Origin of the sequence: Salinisphaera aquimarina (genome assembly GCF_042643355.1) — a bacterium.
Taxonomy (GTDB): Bacteria; Pseudomonadota; Gammaproteobacteria; order Nevskiales; family Salinisphaeraceae; genus Salinisphaera; species Salinisphaera aquimarina.
On the sequence record NZ_JBHRSS010000008.1, the window covers coordinates 115,986 to 135,552 of the forward strand.

Genomic DNA, 19,567 nt, shown 5'->3' on the forward strand with positions numbered 1-19,567 from the left:
TGGGTTTTGCGTCCCGTGACGACTTTACCGAACCTCCGGCGGGCTCTTGACCCACCGGGGCATTTAGGCTGCTCTCGATCCGGTTACCCCATGATCGGGGGCAGAACCGTTATACCAACGCCGAAGATGACGAACGATATGAGCATGACAACGGCAGTATAACCAAGAATTTCACGCGCTTTGAGAAAGGTTACGCCGAGCAGTGGCAGCATCCAGAAGGGCTGGATGCCATTGGTGATTTGATCACCATAGGTAAAGGCCATGACCACGACGCTGTTATCGACACCGAGCTTCGCGGCGCTTTCAAGAAGTAACGGGCCCTGAATGACCCACTGCCCGCCGGCAGACGGCACGAACAGATTTACAAGGGCCGCGCTGAGCATGGCAAGGAGCGGAAACGTATACGCGCTCGAGACCGTGACCAGCCATCCGGCAAACATGGATATCATGCCCGAGCCAGTCATCATTCCCATGATCCCGGCATAGAACGGAAACTGAAGCACGATCTGACCACAGGCGCCAATGCCCTCGTCGACAGCCTCTACATAGCGAATCGGGGTGCGATAAGCCGCCATACCCGCAATTAACAGAATGAAATTTACAATATTGAGATTGAGATCGAAACCACGCGCTACGAAGTGATATGCGATATAGCACAGCCCCGACGCCACGATCATCCATGTCAAGGTGGTGGATCTCTCGAGATGTTCGGCCACGGTGTATCGCTCGACGGCGCCGACCGTCGATTGCGACAGAGCCATGGTGCCGTCCGGCGCGAACTCGACAGCACTGTCAGCATGGGGGTTGGCTGAACGATAGAACCCGGTTTCGTCGTGACGTGGCTCACCAGACGGCTGAGTTGCGGCCGGCGCACCGGTCACCTCCGGCTCGTCGTCAATTTCGATGATATCGTCCGCGCTCGGCTGCATGGCTCGGTAAACGAATGGAATCACAATCATCCAGACAGCCACGATAACCAGGTTGTAGGAGGACAGGATCGTATCGGAGACCGGAATCAAACCATAGTCGTCGTACATGAAATTGCCGGGACTATTCATCAGCAGCGGCGCCGAGGCCGAAAAGCCACCGGCGAATATCATGAGCCCGCAGAAGCCCGCTGCAGCCGCTAACGGATAGTGAACGCGGATGCCGCGACGCTTTGCCTGCTTGCTGACCTCACGTGCGGCGATCGCGCCGACGATGAGCCCGAGGCCCCAGTTCACGTAAGCGAACAGCATGGCAAGCGAGGCAATCAGCATAATGGCTTGACCGCTCGACCGGGGAAAGCGTGCCGCCCATGCGACGACGGCACGCACCGGTGGTGACGATGCGAGCACGTAGCCAAACAGTAGCAGCGCAACCATCTGCATGCCAAAGCTCAGCAGGTTCCAGAAACCGGAATACCAGTACTGGATCATCTCGAACGGGCCGGCTCCGGTCACTCCGATGCCCAACACGAAAATGATTGCAGACAGGATGATCGCGAAGATCAGAGGATTGGGAATATATTTATGAGAAAGCTTGACGCAAAAAGCACCTAGTACCTGTAACATGATTCTCCTCCACTCGGTTCGGCCGTAGTTGTTTTAGAACTCGCCGTTAATTGTTTTTATTAGCGCGTAAGCGCTTATATTTATTAGATTATTTTAGGCCACGCACTAGCCGTTTCTCTTTTCGAAACACGCGGGTCAGTTGGCACGGTATGCCGTGTTGGTACCGACCCATTCGTTCAGCACTTCGCTCGTATGCTCCCCGAGGTGCGGCGGGTGGCGTCGCACCGAAAAAGCATAGTCCGACATGAGAACCGGGAAGCCCGTCGTGCGTGTTTGCACGCCGTTAGGTAATGAAAGCGGCTGGACGATGCCCATTTGCTCGACATGCGGGTCGGCGATCACATCGGCGTAATCGTTGATCCGGCTGGCGGGAATACCTCTCGCCTGCATCGCGTCGAGCCAATACTCGGCGCTGTTGTGGGCAAAAAACCCTTCAAGAATCTCGGTGAGTTCATACTGATTCTGCGCACGCAATAACTGACTGGCGAACTCCGGCCGCTCGGCCAGTTCAGGCGCACCAACAACGTCGCAGACCGACCGCCAGAGCTTGTCGTTTCCTGCCGCAATCACGAAATGATCGTCGAGAGCACGAAACGCCTGGTACGGGGCATTGCGCGGGTGAGCCGATCCGAGCCGTCGGCCGCCGTTACCGGTGCCGAAGTACTCACTGGTCTGCAAGGCAGCGACACCAATCAGACTGCCCAGCATGGAGCAGTCTATCGCCCGCCCGCGGCCGGTCTTGGCCCGCTTGTATAGCGCCGACACCACGGCGTACCCGGCATATAGACCGGCACAGAAATCGCCGACCGGCACACCGCATTTAACCGGATTACCGCCATCCTCGCCAGTGACACTCATCAGGCCACTCATCGCCTGGATGGTCACGTCGAACGCCCCCCGATCGGCATAGGGTCCGGTCTGGCCATATCCGCTGATCGAACAGAAGATCAGGCCCGGGTTATCCTCGGACAGTTGCTCGTGATCAAGTCCGAGCCGGCGCATGACGCCCGGCCGGAAGTTCTCGATGATCACGTCGGCCGATCGACACAGGTCCAACAGCGCCGGACGATCCACGTCGGACTTTAAATCCAGTGTCACGCTGCGTTTGTTGCGATTCAGGGATGCGAAATTCTCGCTATAAGTCTCTTGGTTGTCGTTCGCGGTCAGCGGCGGCCAACTGCGCATACCATCGCCCGCGCCCGGGCGCTCAATCTTGACAACATCAGCGCCTAAATCCGCGAGCAGCGAACCCGCGAATGGGCCGGCTGCGATCTGACCGAATTCAAGCACGCGCACGCCGTCCAAAAGCATAGAATCCATTATTTAAGAGCTCCAGAGGCAATGCGGGGCAAGCCTGATGACCTGCCCCGCGAAGCGATCAGGCAGACGCCGCGTTACGTGCAGCCGACCGACGTGTTGTGCGCTGTTCTTCGGCGGCGGCACGCTCTTTTCTTTGCATGGCCATCATGATCTGGCGGGCACGGCGCAGCGCCTTGTCGGTCTTGAGGAAAAGCTCGGAGTAATCTTCATCCGCGAACTCGAACATGCGCTGCTGCTTCTCGAGCGCCCATTGATCCTGTGCAACGACCTCGGGGAACATCTCAGCGACCTTCTCCGCAGTCGAAATACTTGTGTCGTTTAGCGGATGGTGATCCTTGTGACAAGACACGCACCAACGCCAGATCAGATTGCTTTCGTCGACCGGCAAATGCAGGTGCAACAACGTGTAACCGCGTTCGGCTTCGGTACCGAGTTCACCGTGCGGAGCCACACGCATCTCCACACGAGTCAGGCCCGGGCTGACCATGCAATGCGTATGAATGCGCTCGACCTCGTCGTAGATAAACCACTCTTTGAGATAAGGCGGCTGCTTGTAGTTCTCCACGTGCCGAATCGTCTTGACGTACTGGTAGCCGGCATCCTCGCCCTCCTCCAGTTGGACCGGGATCTTGCTGTTCTCCTCGTCGCCGATGTTGCCATCGTGAAGCGGAAAGAAATGAGTGATATCGAGTAGATTCTCGATCAACAGAATGTAGTTGGCCGGCACATGTAACGGATCGGGCGAACCAACCGAGACCACATCGTCGCCGGCGATCTCGGGCGTCCTCGGCGGGTCGATCGTCTCGGAGACCTCGACATCCCCCGGCCACAACCACACCACTCCATCCTGTTCGCGAACGGGCGCAACACGCAGCCGGGCGTTCGGCGGAATTGGCTTGTCCGGCGCAGCCGGAATCGCCACGCACTGGCCGGACGTGTCGTAGCACAGGCCGTGGTAGGCGCAGCGCACGGTTCCATCATCCAGCAGGTCGCTCTCGGAGAGAGGGAAGCGCTTGTGGCAGCAACGATCGTCAAACCCGACAATCTGGCCGTCGCTTTTCGAGCGCCACATCACGAACGGCTTATTCGCGACCTTGTGACCTTGCAGCTCGCCTTCACTGAACTCGCGGGAAAACCCGACCGGGTACCAACAGTTCTCGACATATTCGAATTGACTCATTTTTGTCCTCGCTCGGTGGTTTCTTATTAGGGCGCGATTCATGCGCCACCATGATCAGATATCAAGCACAAGTGGTTCGCTTTCGGACTTGGACCTCGCACAACAGACCATCACGAATTCCTGCCGGTCCTCGGCGTCAAGGACGGTGTCGCGATGCTCGGGATGGCCCGCGAGATAACGGGTCATGCAGGTGCCGCAGTAGCCCTCCTCGCAGGACACGTCGATATCGACGCCATTGTCGAACAACACATCGACGATGGTCCGGCCGGGTTCGACGTGGTAGGTCTCGCCCGTACTCGCCAGCTTGATATCGAATCCGGTCTGCGCTTCAGGCTCAGCCGCGTTCAAATCGGTAGGCGCTACAGCGAATCGCTCGCAGTGCTTGGCCTCGTCGGGCCAGTGCGCGGCCGCGGCTTCGACGGCGTCGAGAAAGCCGGCCGGGCCGCAGTAATAGAGCTGGTTGCCCGGCGTATAATGAGTAAGCACTTCGTCGAGTACCAGACCGTTCTCGGGGTTGCCGTTGTCATGCGCGACCGTCGCCATGCCTTTTTCAACCAACGTCATGACTTGCGGCAGAAACGCCGTGCGGATCGGCGACCGAGTGCAGTAGTACAAATGAAAAGGCTCGCCGCGCCGAGTCAGCTCGGCGACCATAGACATCATCGGCGTGACGCCAATGCCTCCGGCGAGCAAGACGTGCCGACTCGCGGATTTGCTCAGCGCGAAGTGATTACGTGGCTGCGAGATGGTGAGTTCCGTGCCTGGGCGGACTTCGTCGTGAAGCGCCGCCGAACCACCCCGGCTTTTTACCTCACGCAGCACCGCCACGACATAGCGATGCGTCTCTGTAGGGTCATTACACAGCGAATATTGACGGATGGCGCCACTCGGTAGGTGCACGTCGATATGAGCGCCGGCCGTGAATGGCAGCAGGTTCGCGCCGTCCGGATCGACAAACTCGAACGCGAGAATATCCTCGGCGAGATACGAAATTGACTGGATCCGGACATTGAATTTCTTCTTCGCCAGAATCTCGAGGTCTTCCCGTCTTTGATCGGTGGACATGACTGCCGCCATGAATCTCCTCCAGCTTGTTATGAACTCCACCTTGCTTCGAGGGGCGTTCTGTTTTTGTGCTGGTAAGGACCATGCGCCGCAGCGATCATCAGATCAAACGATAAATTTTTACCTTTTCAGTTCAATATTTTTGATATAACTGGGATTTGCATGTGCCAATAGGCTTGGGCTTCAGTCACGCTCAAAATCGCTAACGGTAGCCGCCAGGTCTGCAACACGTGTGGCAATGGGGTGAAACTCATCAACAGCCAGTGCGGCAACAAACGTGACCGGCGGGAACTGCCGCTCCGTTGCCAGGACCTCTAGGCGCCCCTGCGCTATCTCTTGTTGAAAACAGCGCACCGGCACATACGCGATCCCCGTACCCGCCGTCGCCATCGCTGCCGCTACAGCCAGGCTTTTGCACCGGGCCAGATAGCGGCAACGCACGTTGGCCCGACGGAACCAGTTTTCGATTCCGGCGTGATGAAACGACGCGTTCTTGAGTCCGATGATCGGCATTTCAGCGAGTGACTCAGGCGTATGCTCGCGGCCGCCCAACCCAAGCGCCGGATTGGCAACCCATGCGAATTGAACATGCCCGAGCGACTGGGTCCGTGCCCTCATATCCGGTGTATGGCCGGGCGAAAGCACAAGCTCAAGTTGACCGTCCTGAAGTTCGCGCATCAAGTCCGCGGTGAGCGCTTCGTCGATTTCCAGACGTACGCCGGGATAGCATTGAGCGATCGCTTGGATGAGTTGCGGCAACCAGGTAGTCGAGACGACTTCGGCCACGCCGAGACGCAGACTGCCGGTCAGCGCATGCGGTGTCGCGATCCGATATTCGATATCGGCTTCGAGATCCAGCATGCGACTGGCGTAGTCGACCAGTTCACGACCCTTGTCGGTCAGCTTCACACTCCGTTTGGACCGATCGAATAACAACACGCCCAACCCTCGCTCGAGTTCACGGATGCGCATGGAGACGGCCGACTGGGTCGCATGCAGCCGGTCGGCTGCGGCGCCAAAACTACCGAGTTTGGCGGCCCAGAAAAAGGTTTCGAGCTGCTGTAATTTCACGTTGTAATCCTGTCCGGCTAATGCTGTAAACGCATCAAACCCTAGAGTTTCGGCAAATCGTCACCGACTCTCGTGGAAGCGCGACACGCACTGATTCACTGTACCAATCGGATCACACCCACCCTGCACGGCCAACATCCTCTGCTTGCGCTCGCCTATGCAGGTCAAGGTAGTCTCTCGCGCTCCGGCAATAATTCGCCACTATTTCAAAACCGCCGGAACAATGGAGAATTAACATGAGCGAAGATTTGAGCGTCCAGTCCGACGGCGCCTTTGTTACGATCACGCTCGATCGTTCAGACAAACGCAATGCGTTGTCGGGCGATCTTGTTGAGGCTTTGATCATGGCTGTCGACGAAGCACATACCCATCAAGCCGAAGGCATTGTGTTCCGAGGCAACGGCAAAAATTTCAGCGCTGGATTCGATTTTTCCGGCTGGAGAGAGCAGAGCGAAGGCGACCTCGTGTTGCGATTTATCCGCATAGAAACCTTGCTGCAGAAAATCGCGACGTCACCCGCGCTGACCATCGGGCTCGCACATGGTAGAAACTTCGGAGCAGGGGTCGATCTATTCGGCGTCTGCCGTTGGCGCGTTGCGACCGAAGACGCGACGTTTCGTATGCCGGGGCTTAAATTTGGCCTGGTGCTCGGAACAAGACGGTTCGCCGAGTGCGTCGGTGACCAAAGCGCACGCGAAATACTCTCGTCGACCCGGACTTTTGACGCCCATGAAGCGCGTGACATCGGATTCGTCACAGATCATGTAGCACAGGGGAAATGGAATGCTCTACTGGATACCGCGAACGCGGATAAGCCAGATCCTGCGCGCGCCCTGCTCAGCGCGGCCCTTTGCCGGGAACAGCCCGATACGGACTTGGCCCAACTGGTTCGCTCCGCGTCGCGCCCCGGCCTCAAGGGTCGCATCGCCGCCTATCTTGATCCGGCAACCTAGCGTGTCAGCCGTTTCAAATACTCGCGTTGTACTTGGGTCGAGCAAATCCTATTGATTTGTACCGATCGTTCGATACTTATTGACAGATGCCCGGGTGTACGCGCACCGTCTGAAACCCCATCGTGTAAAAATATGAGGAGAATCCATGCACGACATGAAGAACTTGGACAAGCTGAACACGCTAAATGCGGCCGCGAAAGCGGGCATGGATGCGTTCTGGGCGTTCGACAAAGCAGCATTTTCCGAAGGCGCAATCAACGGCAAGAACAAGCAATTGATCGCGTTGGCAGTAGCCATGACGACTCAGTGTCCTTATTGCATTGAACTGCACACCGACGCTGCGCGCAAAGCTGGCGCTACTGATGAAGAACTCGGTGAAACCGCAGTGATAGCGGCCGCAATTCGTGCCGGAGGCGCCATCACTCACGCTACGCATATGTTCAAAAAATAGATGCTCACAACCGGGCCCACGTTAAAACTTCAGGTCATATGAAAGTTTAAGCGTCTGGGTCCGGCTAATTTTCAAGAGATAACGAACTAAGCCTCAGGCTGCTGCCGCACAGCCATGCCACTCGGTTCCATAGTAAATCCTTAGACCTTCCTCCTATGCTTCAATTATAGGTTAGAGATGTCTAACGGTCATGGGCAAGTCCTTAATCTTTTCTATACCGTCCGCGGAAACGGCGTAGAACCCGTGGCATGCGGTCTATGCTAGGTTTAGTCGTGCAGCCAATACGACAGATGAGCCGCGCGTTGCGGGGCGTTGTCATAGGCATGCGCATTGGCCTATTCGTGCAGCGCCGCCTGGATCCGCCGTTTGGCCTGACCATTGGTGCACGGCCGATACGCTCATGAACTCCGGCGTCTGAGCCCCTAAGAAGCCGGCAGGCTTTGGCGAACAGGCGCGATTGATAGCACGCCCCGTTATCGGTCAATAGGTGCGAAACGACACGGCCCGACGCCGGTAGTATCGCAACGTGGCGATCGGGCCTCCCACAACGCTGCGACCGATCTCCTCCGGCCAGATCGCAACATGCGCGCGGCTCGCCGGCGGAGCCGGCTCACGCACTGGTAGTCGATTCAGGCCACTGGCGCGCGCAGTACGCGACTGATCGTGCTGACCGACACGCGCGTGGACGCATGGATCTGGCGATAGATCAGGTGTTAGCAGCACAACGCGATGATCTCGCGCCGTTTGGCAGAGCAGAGTTGATGCGGACAACGCGTCGGTCGACAACTACGATCGAACAGGCCAGACTCGCCTTCGGCCCGATAGCGGGCCAGCCACTTGCCCGCCGTAAGCGCGCTGATGCTCATCGCTTAGGCGGCTTCGACAGAGCGTAGATCCTGTTCGCGGATATAGCGAATCAGCAGTGCTCGACCTCGAAATTGCAGTCGCGCATTCTGGTGCGTGTTCATCCGGGTCACCATTAGGGCTTCTGGATTTCGACACCCATCAGCTTTACGGAATGTGGCTCGGATGAACAATTGACTGAAAGATCACAGCTAGGGGGGGGGGGGGGGCGCCACATCGCGCGAGGGATGGCGGGCGCCGTAGTCACACCAGATCCCGCACCTTGTAATACGCCAACATAGCCGACACATAGAACCGGCGCAGCGAGTGCATCGGAATCTGGTGGACGGCAGTCACAGGCACCGGCATATCACTGGCCTGTCCGGATTCGAGATAGGCCGCCAGCCATCGGCCCATCGCGGTCTGCAGACCGATGCCACGGCCTTGGCAGCCAATCAACACCGACAGCCCATCAGCCGGCTGATGCACGTGTGGTAGGAAATCCTGGGTAATAGCCACGCGCCCGCCCCAGCGATACTCGATTGGCTGATCGGCGGCCTGCGGATAGATGCGCGCGAGTATGCGATTCAGATGATTGAAATCGGCCGCCGAACTCGGTTCGTTAAAAGTGCCGCGGCCGCCCACGATAAGCCGGCCGCCCTGATCGCGACGCCAGTAGGCGAGCAGCTTGCGCGTATCCGAGGCGACCACACCGCCCTTAAGGATCGTGGCGTCCAGTGTTGCAGGTAGCGGTACGGTCGCGATCTGGAAACTGTTCGCCGCAACGATGGACTTGCGCAGGCCCGGCCAGAGGTCGCCGGTATAGCCGTTGGTACACAGCACCACGCGCCGCGCACGGATGCCGGGTCCGTGTGCGGTCGGCAATTGCCAGCGCGCGCCATCGGCCCGCAGCGCGGTCACGGCCGTTCCGCCGTAAAGCGACACGCCCGCTGCCAGACAGGCCCGCGCAAGGCCCCGCGTGTAGGACAAGGGTTGTATCGAGCCTCCCCGTCGATCGATCCAGCCAGCATGATAGGCGGGCGAGCCGAGCAGGTCGGCCATCTGGTCGGCGTCGAGCGGCGCCACATCAGCGCCCAAGGCCTGCCATTGACGACACCGCTCCAGAGCTTTTCTCTCGGCCAACTTTGAGTGAGCCGGCTGCACCCAGCCGGCGCGCGTGGCCTCGCAGGTAATATAGTGACGTTCGACCAGATCGAACACATGATCTGGCGTGGCCCCGAAGGCGTGGGCGGCCTTGTCCCCCGCATCCGTACCGAACAGTTCGCGCATGCCCTCCGGGTCGTATTTTATGCCGGGAATTACCTGCCCCCCGCTGCGCCCGGACGCGCCCCAGCCAATCTGGTGGGCTTCAACCAGCGTGGTCTGGATACCGGCCTCGGCCAGATGCAGCGCGGTCGACAGTCCGGCATAACCGCCGCCGATTACGACCACATCGGTGGTGTGGTCGCTGGCGAGACGGTCTATCTCGGGCGCCGGTTCGGCGGTAGCCGCCCACAGAGACGGCGGCATCGGGGTGGGTCCTGTCATATGCAGACTCTCAAAGCGGCTTCAGCACCCGCTGTAGGAAATCGCGGGTGCGGTCGTTTTCAGGGACAGAGAGCATTTTCTCTGCCGTTCCCTCTTCTACGATCCGGCCGCTGTCCATGAACAGCACGCGGTCGGCGACCTCGCGGGCGAAACTGATCTCGTGGGTAACCACGAACATGGTCATACCGTCGTCGGCCAGGCTGCGCATCGCGGCCAGCACATCGCCGACCAGTTCCGGGTCGAGCGCGGACGTGGGCTCGTCGAACAGAATCATTTTTGGGCGCATGGCCAGTGATCGAGCAATAGCAACTCGCTGCTGCTGACCGCCGGACAGCGAGCTGGGGTAGGCATCAGCCTTGTCGACAATGCCGATGCGTTCGAGCAGCGTCATACCGTAGTCAGTCGCCTCACTTCGCGCCTCGCCCTTCACATACACCGGCCCTTCGATGACGTTCTCGATCACAGTCCGGTTGGGGAACAGATTGAAGCGCTGGAACACCATCGACACGGCCAACCGTACGTCGCGGATTGAGCGATCGTCCCGATTCACGCGGATACCGTCAACGCGGATCTCCCCAGCTTCATAATTCTCTAGGCCGTTCACGCAACGCAGCAACGTGGACTTGCCGGACCCCGACGCCCCGATTAGGCACACCACTTCGCCTTGGGAGATCGATGCGTCGATGCCCTTGAGCACTTCGGTGTCGCCAAAGCGCTTGTGCAGATCACGTATCTCGATCATCGCTTGCCGAACCTCCGCTCGAGGGTGGATGCCAGAATGATCAGCGGCACGCTCAGACACAGGTAGAGCAACGCCACGAGCGAGTAGACGGTTGTGTTCTCGAACGTCGATGTCGCGATCAGCTTGCCCTGGAAGGTGATGTCGGCCACTGTGATGACCGAGGCCTGCGAGGTGTCCTTGAGCAGCATGATCATGGTGTTGCCATAGGGCGGCAGCACCGTGCGTATCGCCTGGGGCAAGACCACGCGCCGCATCATCAGCGACCACGGCATGGCGATCGACTGCGCGGCCTCGATCTGGCCGGAGTCGATCGCCTCCAGCCCGGCACGGAAGTTCTCGGCCATATAGCAGGAGTAGGCGATGCCCAGCCCGATCGCACCGGCCTGAAACGCGGTGATATCGATGCCGAACTGGGGGAGTACGAAATAGATATAGAATAGCTGCACGAGAATCGGAATGCCGCGGATCACATTGATGAACGTGATCGAAATCCACACCAGCGTCGTGATGCGCGAATAGCGCATGATCGCCAAGAGCAGGCCCAACAGCGTGGAGAGGATCAGCGCGCAGACCGTCAGCCCGATCGTGATCTTCGCCCCCTGCAGCAGAATCGGAAGAAAAGCTTGTGCGTTGGCAATGATGTCTTGCATACGCTATTACCGGCCAGCTAGAGACGGGGTTATTCCAGTCCCCATTTTTTGGCCAGGCGATCGATCTCGCCGTTGTCCTTGAGCGTCGCCAGAGCCTTGTCGATACGCGCAAGAAGCGCCTTATCGCCCTTGCGTACGCCGAGGCTGATTGAGCCGCCGAACTGCGATTCATAGCCGTTGGCGAACTTCAGGCCATCGTACTTACCCTGCGACATCTGATAGGCCATGATCGGCTTGTCGCCCATGCCGACATCGATACGGCCCAGCTGAGCCTCACGCATCAGATCGGCGAGCGAGTCGTAAACACGGATCTCTCCGATACCGTCCATCTTGCGTAACTGCTCAAGATAGATCGTACCCTGCTGTGCGCCGATTACCTTGCCTTCGGTCCGGGTTAGATCTTCGGCGTAGTCGGTGTCATCGTCCTTCTTGACGATCAAACCCTCGCCGTAGGGAAACACCGGATCAGAGAAATCGATCACCTTGGCTCGCGTCGGCGTGCTCAGCATCGCCGCAGAGATGATGTCGATCCGGTTGGAACGCAGCGAGGGAATCAGCGACGCAAAATCGACCGCCGATACGTCGGGGGTAAAGCCAGCCTTTTCCCCGACAGCGTGGATCACGTCGACCATCATTCCCTGGATCTTCCGGGTCTTGATGTCGAGGAACGTGAATGGAACACCCGTCGAGGTCGAGCCGACCTTGAGCGTTTCAGCATGAACGCTGGACAAGCCGGCAGTAGCCGCGAACGCCAGCGTGACGCCGGCGAGAAATGTGCGAAATGTCATGAGAATGCCCTCTCGTTTTAAATTGATCACTATTGCTATCGACTGATCTGTTCTCTCTGACGCGCACTTGGTCCGCCCGAGATCCGCCGAACGGTCTGGATGAGTAGTGGCGCGATCTCCGCCACCATGCGTTCGAGCGTCCAGCGACTGGTTGGACAGGACACATTGACCGCACCCAGTGAACTGCCATCGGCCGCCAGGATCGGCGCGGCGATGTTGAGATCGCCCAGATAGAATTCCTCGGACGCTGTGGCAAAGCCTCTTGGTCCGGATTCGGCGACATGGGTCAGGATCTCGTCCGCGTTGGTCAACGTATGCGCGGTAAACGCGTGCAGGGTCGATGCCTGAATAAAGTTCGCCGCCTGCGACGGCGGCTGACTCGAGAGATAGGCCCTGCCCGAAGCGGTACAGAACATCGGAATGCGCGTGCCGACCGGCATGTGTACGAAAGCCCTGGCATGACTGGTAAACCGAGCCACGAAGACCATGTCGAGACCGTCCGGCCGGGATAGGTTCACCGACTCCCCGCAACGATGGTTGAGCTCGACCAGATAAGGCGTGGCCTGCTCGATCAGTGAATCGGCCGCCAGATAACTCGTACCGATATCCAGCGTACGCGGTGTGAGCTGCCAGCGACGACTGGCAGGGTCCTGATACAGCAGGCCCAGCGCGCCGAGCGTGTACGTAAAGCGCTGCGCCGCGCTCTTGGTCATGTCAACCGCAGCCGCAATCTCGGACAGACTCATCGAGCGATGACCGCCGTCGAAGGCCTTGAGCACCGCGAACGCTTTCGCGACCGAGCGAACATACAACGGTGAAGTAGTTGCGTCAGACGAATCGAGTGCAGCGCTCATGTCGCGGTATTGCCATCCAATACATAGTGTTGAATCTCAATACAACTGGACACAGGACACACCGATCTGTCAAACCTCAGCGACAGTGAGACCGGCTCGGATGGCGTTAAGATTCGAACTCGGGACTTCGAATATCGCTGTTAAATAAAGGATTGGCGGTGCCACCAGATACGGATGAATACCGGCGACAAACCAAGACCGTTACAGCAGTTCAGCGCGACCCTATGCGCAACCGGTAACCATTACAGTGCTCTAGATTGCCGTAGCACGCGCGTGCAAGAATTCGACGCCGCGCTTGACAGCCGCAGGCAATGCCTGAGCCGGCACGAGGACATCCCCGGCCCGAACCTGCGCATCGGTCGCATCACCCGCCTGATCGAACAACGCATGCTGGTCGCCACTGTGCAGGCAGGACGGCGGTATAGAACGCGTGATAGCCCGGCGCGCCGGGCGCGTTAACGACCGATAGGACAGCGACATGCAGGCGTCGGTCCATCACGCCGTTTTCCATGTCGGCCGGCGGCGTCATATGCATGCTCAGATGTGCGCCCAGCCCGCTGCTCTTGAGCTCGGGCAGCGCGTTCGTCGCTTGCATGTGTAGCAAATCACCAGATTGTTGGTGATGCCAATATTCCGCTCGCCGCAGAGATGCCTTTCGAGGCCGTCGACCTCGCGCCTCGAAAGGCTTCAATCGCCGCCCGCAGACGGGAGGCCGCCTAATAGATCTCGCGCCCTTCTCGGTCAACGAGCAACCGGAACGGCCGCGCTGACACAGCGTCATGGATTCGCGCGCTTCCAATTCATCATGATGACGCGTGCCGAAGACAGCCACTTATCCACTTTAATGCCGAGGCGCTCACGGTTGTAAGCGTCGATGACGTTGAACAACCGGAGGCTGCGGCCGTCACTCAGCTGGTCGTGCGTGAAGCCCATCGACCAGACCTAGTCGAGCGACGCCGACTCCGCGAGCTTGTCAGGTACGTCTCGCTGCAAACGCTTTCTCGGTTTAAGCCGCAAATTGAGCTCCCGCTCACGATAGATTCGATAAACGCATATGTGGTTTCGCCGAAAGCCCCGACGGTGCGCAAGTGCAGAAAACACATCCCCGAAGCCTCAGTTCCGCTGGTTACCCAGCAGACGGATCCGCCTAAAGGCCGGGAGTTTACATAACCCCTATCGGCGCCTCTAAAGCCAAGGTCCGTGCAAAACCAAGGCCCTTACGCCATGAGAAGCCCGGTCACGAGCACCGCCTACAGTCCCGTCATGCTCTCGAGCGAGCGCCACGCATTGAGGGGCGCTCGATCGGTACTGTTAAACGGGTTTATCGTGTTACCGGTGGATGCTCGGATGGTGTGACACCGAACCGGACATACTCGACGGTACAGCCTGACTTTGCAGAAACAACGTCATCCGCGCGCTGCCGGGGTCGTGTTCTATTAAGCATCTGGGTGCGCGCAAGTGCTGCGAACACCGCGGCAACCCACGGTGGGCTCAAGTTATGGCAAATCGGCCTTCAGGCCGCCACAGAGCGCACGCAAGCGCTATTGGAAAACCGTGCATGCGATACGGAGACGGTGCGCCTGCCGCCTGTTATCCCCTGCCGCTGGTCTAAAACGGTCCTGACGTTGCCTCGGTAGATGCTATGGAGCGGTACCCGCAGTACGGAGGCGGCAACGCAGTTGTTGCTGTTCATCGCGCGGTCCCCGGCAGCTATGCGGGTGCGTCTTTGTGTGCCACGGGTTTCTCACGGAATCAACGAATTGCGGGCCAGTAGCGATAGGAGGTATTCAGATAAGCGCACGATTTCTGCTGCGTCCGAATTTAGCCAAACGGCATCGAATTTTTCGCATCGACAGCGTGATGCATAACGAGTTCTTCCAGAATCGCCCGCATTATTGCGGCGATTCCTGCACCATTGGTCCTTATATCTGTAGGGCGTTTAGCTTTTCTCGGTCCAAATAACATTTATTGCCTCATTCGCATGCCTGTGGCAGCGAACTCAAACCATCGGTCTATGTACTTTGGACCGATGGGGGGGGGGCAGTCGAATAAAGAATATAATAGCCATCTTACCTCTGTATTTACCCCCATTGGTCCAAATTAATTGGGACCGATGGGGGGGATTAGTCGAATGATGGCAACCAACGGGGAATAGACCAGGTTCCACTGGAGGCCCTTACTCTGTGGGCGGCGATCAGTTCTTTCGTAGCCAGATTCGACGGTAATGAATCCAGATTCTACGACTCCCTCACATAGTTGTGACCTCTCAGTAGATTGTTCATCCGAGCCACTATCCCTGCAGCTGATGGGTGCAGAAATCCAGAAGCGAAAGGAGTGACCCGGATGAACACGCAAAAGAATGCACGCCTGACATTTGAGGGTCGAGCGTTGCTGATTCGCCGCATCCACGACTACGGCTAGCGTCCCGTTGAAGCCGGCCAGTCGATGGGCATCAGCCAACGCACCGCTTATTAATGGTTGTCTCGCTATCGAGCCGAGGGCGAGGCCGGCCTGTTCGATCGCAGCTGTCGGCTCCATCGCCGTCCGCATCAGTTGGCGAGCGCCAAGCAGCGTGAAATCATCGCGCTGCGTCGTCAGCGGCTGATCTATCGCCAGATCAGGGCCTCGACCGGCGTACCGGTGAGCACGATCGGCTGCGTGCTTCCCAGCGGCAGGCTTGAATCGCTTGTCAGCGCTGGAGCCGACGCTACCAGCCCATCGCTACGAGCACGACGCGCCCGGCGACATGCTCCATCTGGACATCAAGAAACTGAACCGATTCGCTCGGCCAGGCCATCGTGTGACGGGTGATCGCTGGGGCAAGTCGCGGGGTGCCGGCTGGGACTACATTCACGTCGCCATCGATGACCACAGCCGCGTGGCGCATGTCACGATCTGGCCGGATGAAACAGGTATGAGTGCTGTGCGTCCCTTATTCGCCAGGCTGCGTTACTACCGCCGCCTGGGCATCCGTTTCACCGCGGTGCTGACGGACAATGGTGCCTGTTATCAATCGTTGCCACCACGTGTCGACGGCTCGGACTCAAGCGCCGCCGAAAACGTCCGTACCGGCCGCGTACAAACGGCAAAGCCGAGCGACTGACCAGACGGCGCTGCACGAATGCACGTACGCCTACACGTATCGCAACGCAGACGAGCGCGCAGCCTATCTGCCGAATTGGCTGCATGACTACAATTGGCACAGGCCACACAGCAGCCTAAATCATCAACCAACGATCAGCCGATTGGGGCTGGCCGTGAACAATGTGGTGGGTTTACACACCTAGTCCGCCCAGGCGACGTGCCTCCCTTGTGGATCCTTGCGTTTCTGCGAACGCCTTTACCTCCACGATGATCGCTACTGGGTCACGCATGCTAGATCCAAACAGCGGGAGATATAGCGCTATGGAATCAGAACTGACGATCAAAAAAGCGAACTGGGTCGATTTCGACACCATCAACGCACTCCGGTTCCCATATAAACCGTTGCCCGATAACCAGTGGCGCCGGTGGTGCCGCGCTGGCAAGGTTCCATGCTGCCGATTTCCAGACGGCTAGCGGATCGATCTCACGCATTTCGACGAACAATTTCGTGTATCCAAGAAGGCCGATATCGACGAGGCACTGGTGGATACCATCGCGCGGACACTTCGGCTACCGTGACTCGTACGGGACGTCCAAGAAAGACCGGCAACAAGCCAATGCCGATCGGCCTTTATCGCGATAAGGCCGGCACGTATTACGTCAAACATCCCGTGACCCAGCACCAAGCGAGCCTACGCACAAAAGACGAGCGGAGCGCGCGCGCCATGTACGATCGGATGCGACAGATATGGGAAAGCGATGTCGAAAAACATCGCGATGATCTGATTGCGAGAAAGATGAGCCGGCCTGCCACCGGCAGCGATCAAAAAATCGCCGCCTATGCAGCGGACTGGCGAGTCCGACGTTTGCCTAAATTGCTCAAGAAGAACGGCAAGCCGCTGGCCGACAATACCCGTAAGGCCTACGAGGGCTTCATGCGGCGTGAGGTGGAGAAATGGACACCATTTGTTGACACAGCCATAGGCGAGGCAACGCCGACGCTGCTCCGCCAGTTCCTGCGCGGGTGGATCGACTCGCCAAGCGCCTATAACTACGTGCTTGCCGGTCTGACCCGATTGTTCCGGGATGCCGTCGACGAATGCCTGATCGACGCCAACGTCTGCAAAGATATCGACCGTCGCAGTGTCCCCCAGAGCGAGGTTTACGTCACCAACGCCCAGTACATCGATATCATCCGCAAAGTCGAAGCTGGTGCGGGCTACGAGAGCGATACCGAGCGCGAGTGGATCGCCCGCGCAGTTGACTTGATCTACCTGGTCAGCCATAACCCACAGGATGTGCTGTCGATCCGCGATGCCAAGATCGATATCTGTAATAAGCCTATCCAAGATCAAGAAACCGGCGAAATGCTCTACGCCGAGATACCGATTGCGCGCGGCAAGACAGGCCAAGAAGTCGTCATATATGCCAACGAGGACCTGCTCGAGATCATCGAGTTTTTCAGAGCATGGAAACGCCAGCAGCGCCTGATGAGCGAATACCTGGTGTGCTATCCGCTGAGCATGCCCACACGTTGGCGGCGCCTCGTCGGCCACAAAGTAGCGGTTGCGCATATCAGCCGCCGATTCACCGCTGGCGCGCGCGCTGCCGGCCTCGATGGCCTAACCCTGCGCGACGTGCGCTCCAAAGCGCTGTCCGACGAATACGTGGTCGCTGGTAACAGCGACAAGGGTGGGCACAAGACCCAAGCCATGAAAGAACACTATCGGCGGGTCAAGCTACCGATGCGTGCCCGGTCGGATCTGCGGCGCTTAAAGGGCTGAGTTTTCGGAGAATTTTCGGGCTTTTTTCGGAGTCCGAAAATGACGCACGTAAGTGCTTGATTATGGTGGGCCGTGCTGGATTCGAACCAGCGACCAATTGATTAAAAGTCAACTGCTCTACCAACTGAGCTAACGGCCCTTTCGTTCGGCGCGCATCATACCCGATTTCCTCGCGAAAATCAGTGCGCGTTTTCTATCGGTGTGTATCGAGTCGGATCGGTGACGCCGGCCTGCTCGAATCCCGCCCGTCGTAGACGGCAGGCATCGCATGCCCCGCATGCGCGGCCGTTAGCATCCGCCTGGTAGCAACTAACCGTGTGAGCGTAATCGACACCCAGCGCGAGACCCTGTCGAATGATTTCCGCCTTGCTGGCGTCGATCAGCGGCGTTTGTATCGCGATTCGTCTCCCTTGCTCTACTGCGGCTTGGGTAGCCAGGTTGGCGAGACTCTCGAACGCAGAGATGAATTCCGGTCTGCAGTCAGGGTAGCCGGAATAATCGACCGCATTCACGCCGATATAGATCGCTTCGGCGTCGATAATTTCGGCCCAGCCGAGCGCAATCGACAGGAACACGGTGTTGCGCGCGGGCACGTAGGTCACCGGAATGCCGTCACCGGGTGACTCGGGGACGTGGATCGAGGGGTCGGTCAACGCCGACCCGCCCATACTGTCGAAGTCGATGCGCACGCGCTTGTGTTCGATCACATTCGGGTTATCGCGCGCGATGCGTGCGGCGGCGTCCAGTTCCGCGGTATGACGCTGACCGTAGTCGAAACTCAATGCGTAGCAGGCATAGCCATCGACATGCGCCTGCGCGAGGCAGGTGGTCGAGTCGAGTCCGCCCGAGAAGAGTACGACCGCGCGCTTGCTATGTGTTTTTGTCGTCATTGAAGAAAAACCTATCCGCGTTCGACTAGCGGCCCGGCTCGTCGGCCCATAGCTGCTTGTGCAACTGCAGTTGCAGGCGCACCGGCAGTCGATCGGCGACGATCCAGTCGGCCAGTTCCCGTACGTCGATCTGGCCGTGGCTGGGAGAGAACCACACGGGGCAGCCTGGTGGCAGTACGATGCCAGCAAGCTGTTCACGCGCCCATTCGTAATCGGCTCTGGAGCAGATCACGAATTTGATCTGGTCGTGCGACGTCAGCGCGTCGAGGTTGTCCCAGCGATTACGCGCCGCTTCGCCGGACGCCGGCGTCTTGATATCCATGATCCGCGAGGCCCGTATGTCCACCGGACGAATATCAAGCGCGCCCGCCGTCTCCACGCAGACCTCGTAGCCGGCATCACAGAGTCTGGCGACAAGTGGGACAACGTTGGGCTGCGCCAGCGGCTCGCCACCGGTCACACAGACGTGGCGCGCGCCGTAGCCGCGTACACGATCGAGGATATCGTCTAGCGTGGTCCAGCGGCCGCCAGTGAAGGCGTAGGCGGTATCGCAGTAGTGACACCTCAGCGGGCAACCCGTGAGGCGTATGAACGTGCACACCGCACCGGCGTCGCGTGCCTCGCCCTGGAGAGAACAGAAAATCTCGGTAATGCGCAGCGAATCGATTCGCTCGGACCAACGACTCTGGGTGACGCCGGTGGTTTCCGCGGAGCGGTCGGCGTCGATCACGACCGCCAAGCTAAGTCCCTGTCGCGCGGCAGAACATCATGGCGATCTCTGCAACCGAGCC

Annotated in this window: 16 protein-coding genes, 1 tRNA gene and 3 pseudogenes; 5 read left to right on the top strand and 15 right to left on the bottom strand. The window is 58.7% G+C overall.

Translation table 11 applies throughout. The annotated features are described in order from the left end of the window. Nucleotides 1–83: 83 nt before the first annotated feature. The 5 genes from ACFOSU_RS15915 to ACFOSU_RS15935 all read right to left on the bottom strand — a co-directional run bounded on the left by ACFOSU_RS15915 (nucleotide 84) and on the right by ACFOSU_RS15935 (nucleotide 6,189). Nucleotides 84–1,553: a short-chain fatty acid transporter gene (locus tag ACFOSU_RS15915; protein ID WP_380690921.1), complete on the bottom strand. Its 1,470-nt coding sequence runs from the start codon at nucleotides 1,551–1,553 to the stop codon at nucleotides 84–86. Between the two features lie 135 nt (nucleotides 1,554–1,688). After that, nucleotides 1,689–2,873, bottom strand: a complete 1,185-nt coding sequence (locus tag ACFOSU_RS15920; protein WP_380690922.1) for a CaiB/BaiF CoA transferase family protein — start codon at nucleotides 2,871–2,873, stop codon at nucleotides 1,689–1,691. Nucleotides 2,874–2,931: 58 nt separating this feature from the next. Beyond that, nucleotides 2,932–4,053 carry a Rieske 2Fe-2S domain-containing protein gene (locus tag ACFOSU_RS15925; protein ID WP_380690923.1) on the bottom strand — a complete coding sequence of 374 codons (1,122 nt, stop codon included), beginning with the start codon at nucleotides 4,051–4,053 and terminating at the stop codon, nucleotides 2,932–2,934. A 54-nt stretch (nucleotides 4,054–4,107) separates the two neighbouring features. Beyond that, entirely contained in the window at nucleotides 4,108–5,130 is a 1,023-nt protein-coding gene (locus ACFOSU_RS15930; RefSeq protein WP_380690924.1) for a PDR/VanB family oxidoreductase, read from the bottom strand. Between the two features lie 171 nt (nucleotides 5,131–5,301). Next, entirely contained in the window at nucleotides 5,302–6,189 is an 888-nt protein-coding gene (locus ACFOSU_RS15935) for a LysR family transcriptional regulator (protein ID WP_380690925.1), read from the bottom strand. 236 nt (nucleotides 6,190–6,425) lie between these two features. Here ACFOSU_RS15935 and ACFOSU_RS15940 point away from each other — a divergent pair, with 236 nt between their 5' ends. Both ACFOSU_RS15940 and ACFOSU_RS15945 read left to right on the top strand, forming a co-directional pair. Then, nucleotides 6,426–7,142 carry an enoyl-CoA hydratase/isomerase family protein gene (locus ACFOSU_RS15940; protein WP_380690926.1) on the top strand — a complete coding sequence of 239 codons (717 nt, stop codon included), beginning with the start codon at nucleotides 6,426–6,428 and terminating at the stop codon, nucleotides 7,140–7,142. A 145-nt stretch (nucleotides 7,143–7,287) separates the two neighbouring features. After that, on the top strand, nucleotides 7,288–7,593 hold the full coding sequence (locus ACFOSU_RS15945) for a carboxymuconolactone decarboxylase family protein (protein ID WP_380690927.1): 306 nt from the start codon (nucleotides 7,288–7,290) through the stop codon (nucleotides 7,591–7,593). 760 nt (nucleotides 7,594–8,353) lie between these two features. Here ACFOSU_RS15945 and ACFOSU_RS21035 read toward each other — a convergent pair. The 6 genes and pseudogenes from ACFOSU_RS21035 to ACFOSU_RS15975 all read right to left on the bottom strand — a co-directional run. Continuing rightward, nucleotides 8,354–8,450, bottom strand: a pseudogene (locus ACFOSU_RS21035) (leucine zipper domain-containing protein); the annotation flags it as partial. A gap of 250 nt (nucleotides 8,451–8,700) precedes the next feature. Next, nucleotides 8,701–9,984, bottom strand: a complete 1,284-nt coding sequence (locus ACFOSU_RS15955; RefSeq protein WP_380690929.1) for an NAD(P)/FAD-dependent oxidoreductase — start codon at nucleotides 9,982–9,984, stop codon at nucleotides 8,701–8,703. 10 nt (nucleotides 9,985–9,994) lie between these two features. Continuing rightward, nucleotides 9,995–10,726, bottom strand: coding sequence for an amino acid ABC transporter ATP-binding protein (locus ACFOSU_RS15960; RefSeq protein ID WP_380690930.1), 732 nt, complete (start codon nucleotides 10,724–10,726; stop codon nucleotides 9,995–9,997). Then, nucleotides 10,723–11,376 (bottom strand): amino acid ABC transporter permease, encoded by a 654-nt coding sequence (locus ACFOSU_RS15965; RefSeq protein WP_380690931.1) that lies wholly within the window; start codon nucleotides 11,374–11,376, stop codon nucleotides 10,723–10,725. The genes ACFOSU_RS15960 and ACFOSU_RS15965 overlap by 4 nt, the downstream gene beginning before the upstream one ends. Nucleotides 11,377–11,405: 29 nt before the next feature. Continuing rightward, complete coding sequence (locus tag ACFOSU_RS15970) at nucleotides 11,406–12,164, bottom strand: ABC transporter substrate-binding protein (protein WP_380690932.1); 759 nt, start codon at nucleotides 12,162–12,164, stop codon at nucleotides 11,406–11,408. A 35-nt stretch (nucleotides 12,165–12,199) separates the two neighbouring features. Continuing rightward, the gene (locus ACFOSU_RS15975; RefSeq protein ID WP_380690933.1) at nucleotides 12,200–13,018 is read right to left on the bottom strand and encodes an IclR family transcriptional regulator; all 819 of its coding nucleotides are present in this window, start codon (nucleotides 13,016–13,018) and stop codon (nucleotides 12,200–12,202) included. A gap of 273 nt (nucleotides 13,019–13,291) precedes the next feature. On the opposite strand from ACFOSU_RS15975, the gene ACFOSU_RS15980 reads away from it, so the two are divergent. After that, nucleotides 13,292–13,477 (top strand): hypothetical protein, encoded by a 186-nt coding sequence (locus ACFOSU_RS15980; RefSeq protein ID WP_380690934.1) that lies wholly within the window; start codon nucleotides 13,292–13,294, stop codon nucleotides 13,475–13,477. A 348-nt stretch (nucleotides 13,478–13,825) separates the two neighbouring features. On the opposite strand, the pseudogene ACFOSU_RS15985 reads toward ACFOSU_RS15980, so the two are convergent. Beyond that, a pseudogene (locus ACFOSU_RS15985) lies at nucleotides 13,826–14,124 on the bottom strand (IS3 family transposase); the annotation flags it as partial. Nucleotides 14,125–15,361: 1,237 nt separating this feature from the next. Here ACFOSU_RS15985 and ACFOSU_RS15990 point away from each other — a divergent pair. Both ACFOSU_RS15990 and ACFOSU_RS15995 read left to right on the top strand, forming a co-directional pair. Then, nucleotides 15,362–16,305: pseudogene (locus ACFOSU_RS15990) on the top strand (IS481 family transposase). Nucleotides 16,306–16,719: 414 nt separating this feature from the next. Then, nucleotides 16,720–17,886, top strand: coding sequence for a hypothetical protein (locus ACFOSU_RS15995; RefSeq protein ID WP_380690935.1), 1,167 nt, complete (start codon nucleotides 16,720–16,722; stop codon nucleotides 17,884–17,886). A gap of 63 nt (nucleotides 17,887–17,949) precedes the next feature. Here ACFOSU_RS15995 and ACFOSU_RS16000 read toward each other — a convergent pair. The 3 genes from ACFOSU_RS16000 to queE form a co-directional block, all read right to left on the bottom strand. Next, a tRNA-Lys gene (locus tag ACFOSU_RS16000) sits at nucleotides 17,950–18,025 on the bottom strand. 40 nt (nucleotides 18,026–18,065) lie between these two features. Then, nucleotides 18,066–18,776 (bottom strand): 7-cyano-7-deazaguanine synthase QueC, encoded by a 711-nt coding sequence (gene queC / locus ACFOSU_RS16005; RefSeq protein WP_380690936.1) that lies wholly within the window; start codon nucleotides 18,774–18,776, stop codon nucleotides 18,066–18,068. Nucleotides 18,777–18,801: 25 nt separating this feature from the next. Beyond that, on the bottom strand, nucleotides 18,802–19,443 hold the full coding sequence (queE, locus tag ACFOSU_RS16010; RefSeq protein WP_380691368.1) for a 7-carboxy-7-deazaguanine synthase QueE: 642 nt from the start codon (nucleotides 19,441–19,443) through the stop codon (nucleotides 18,802–18,804). Nucleotides 19,444–19,567: the final 124 nt, after the last annotated feature.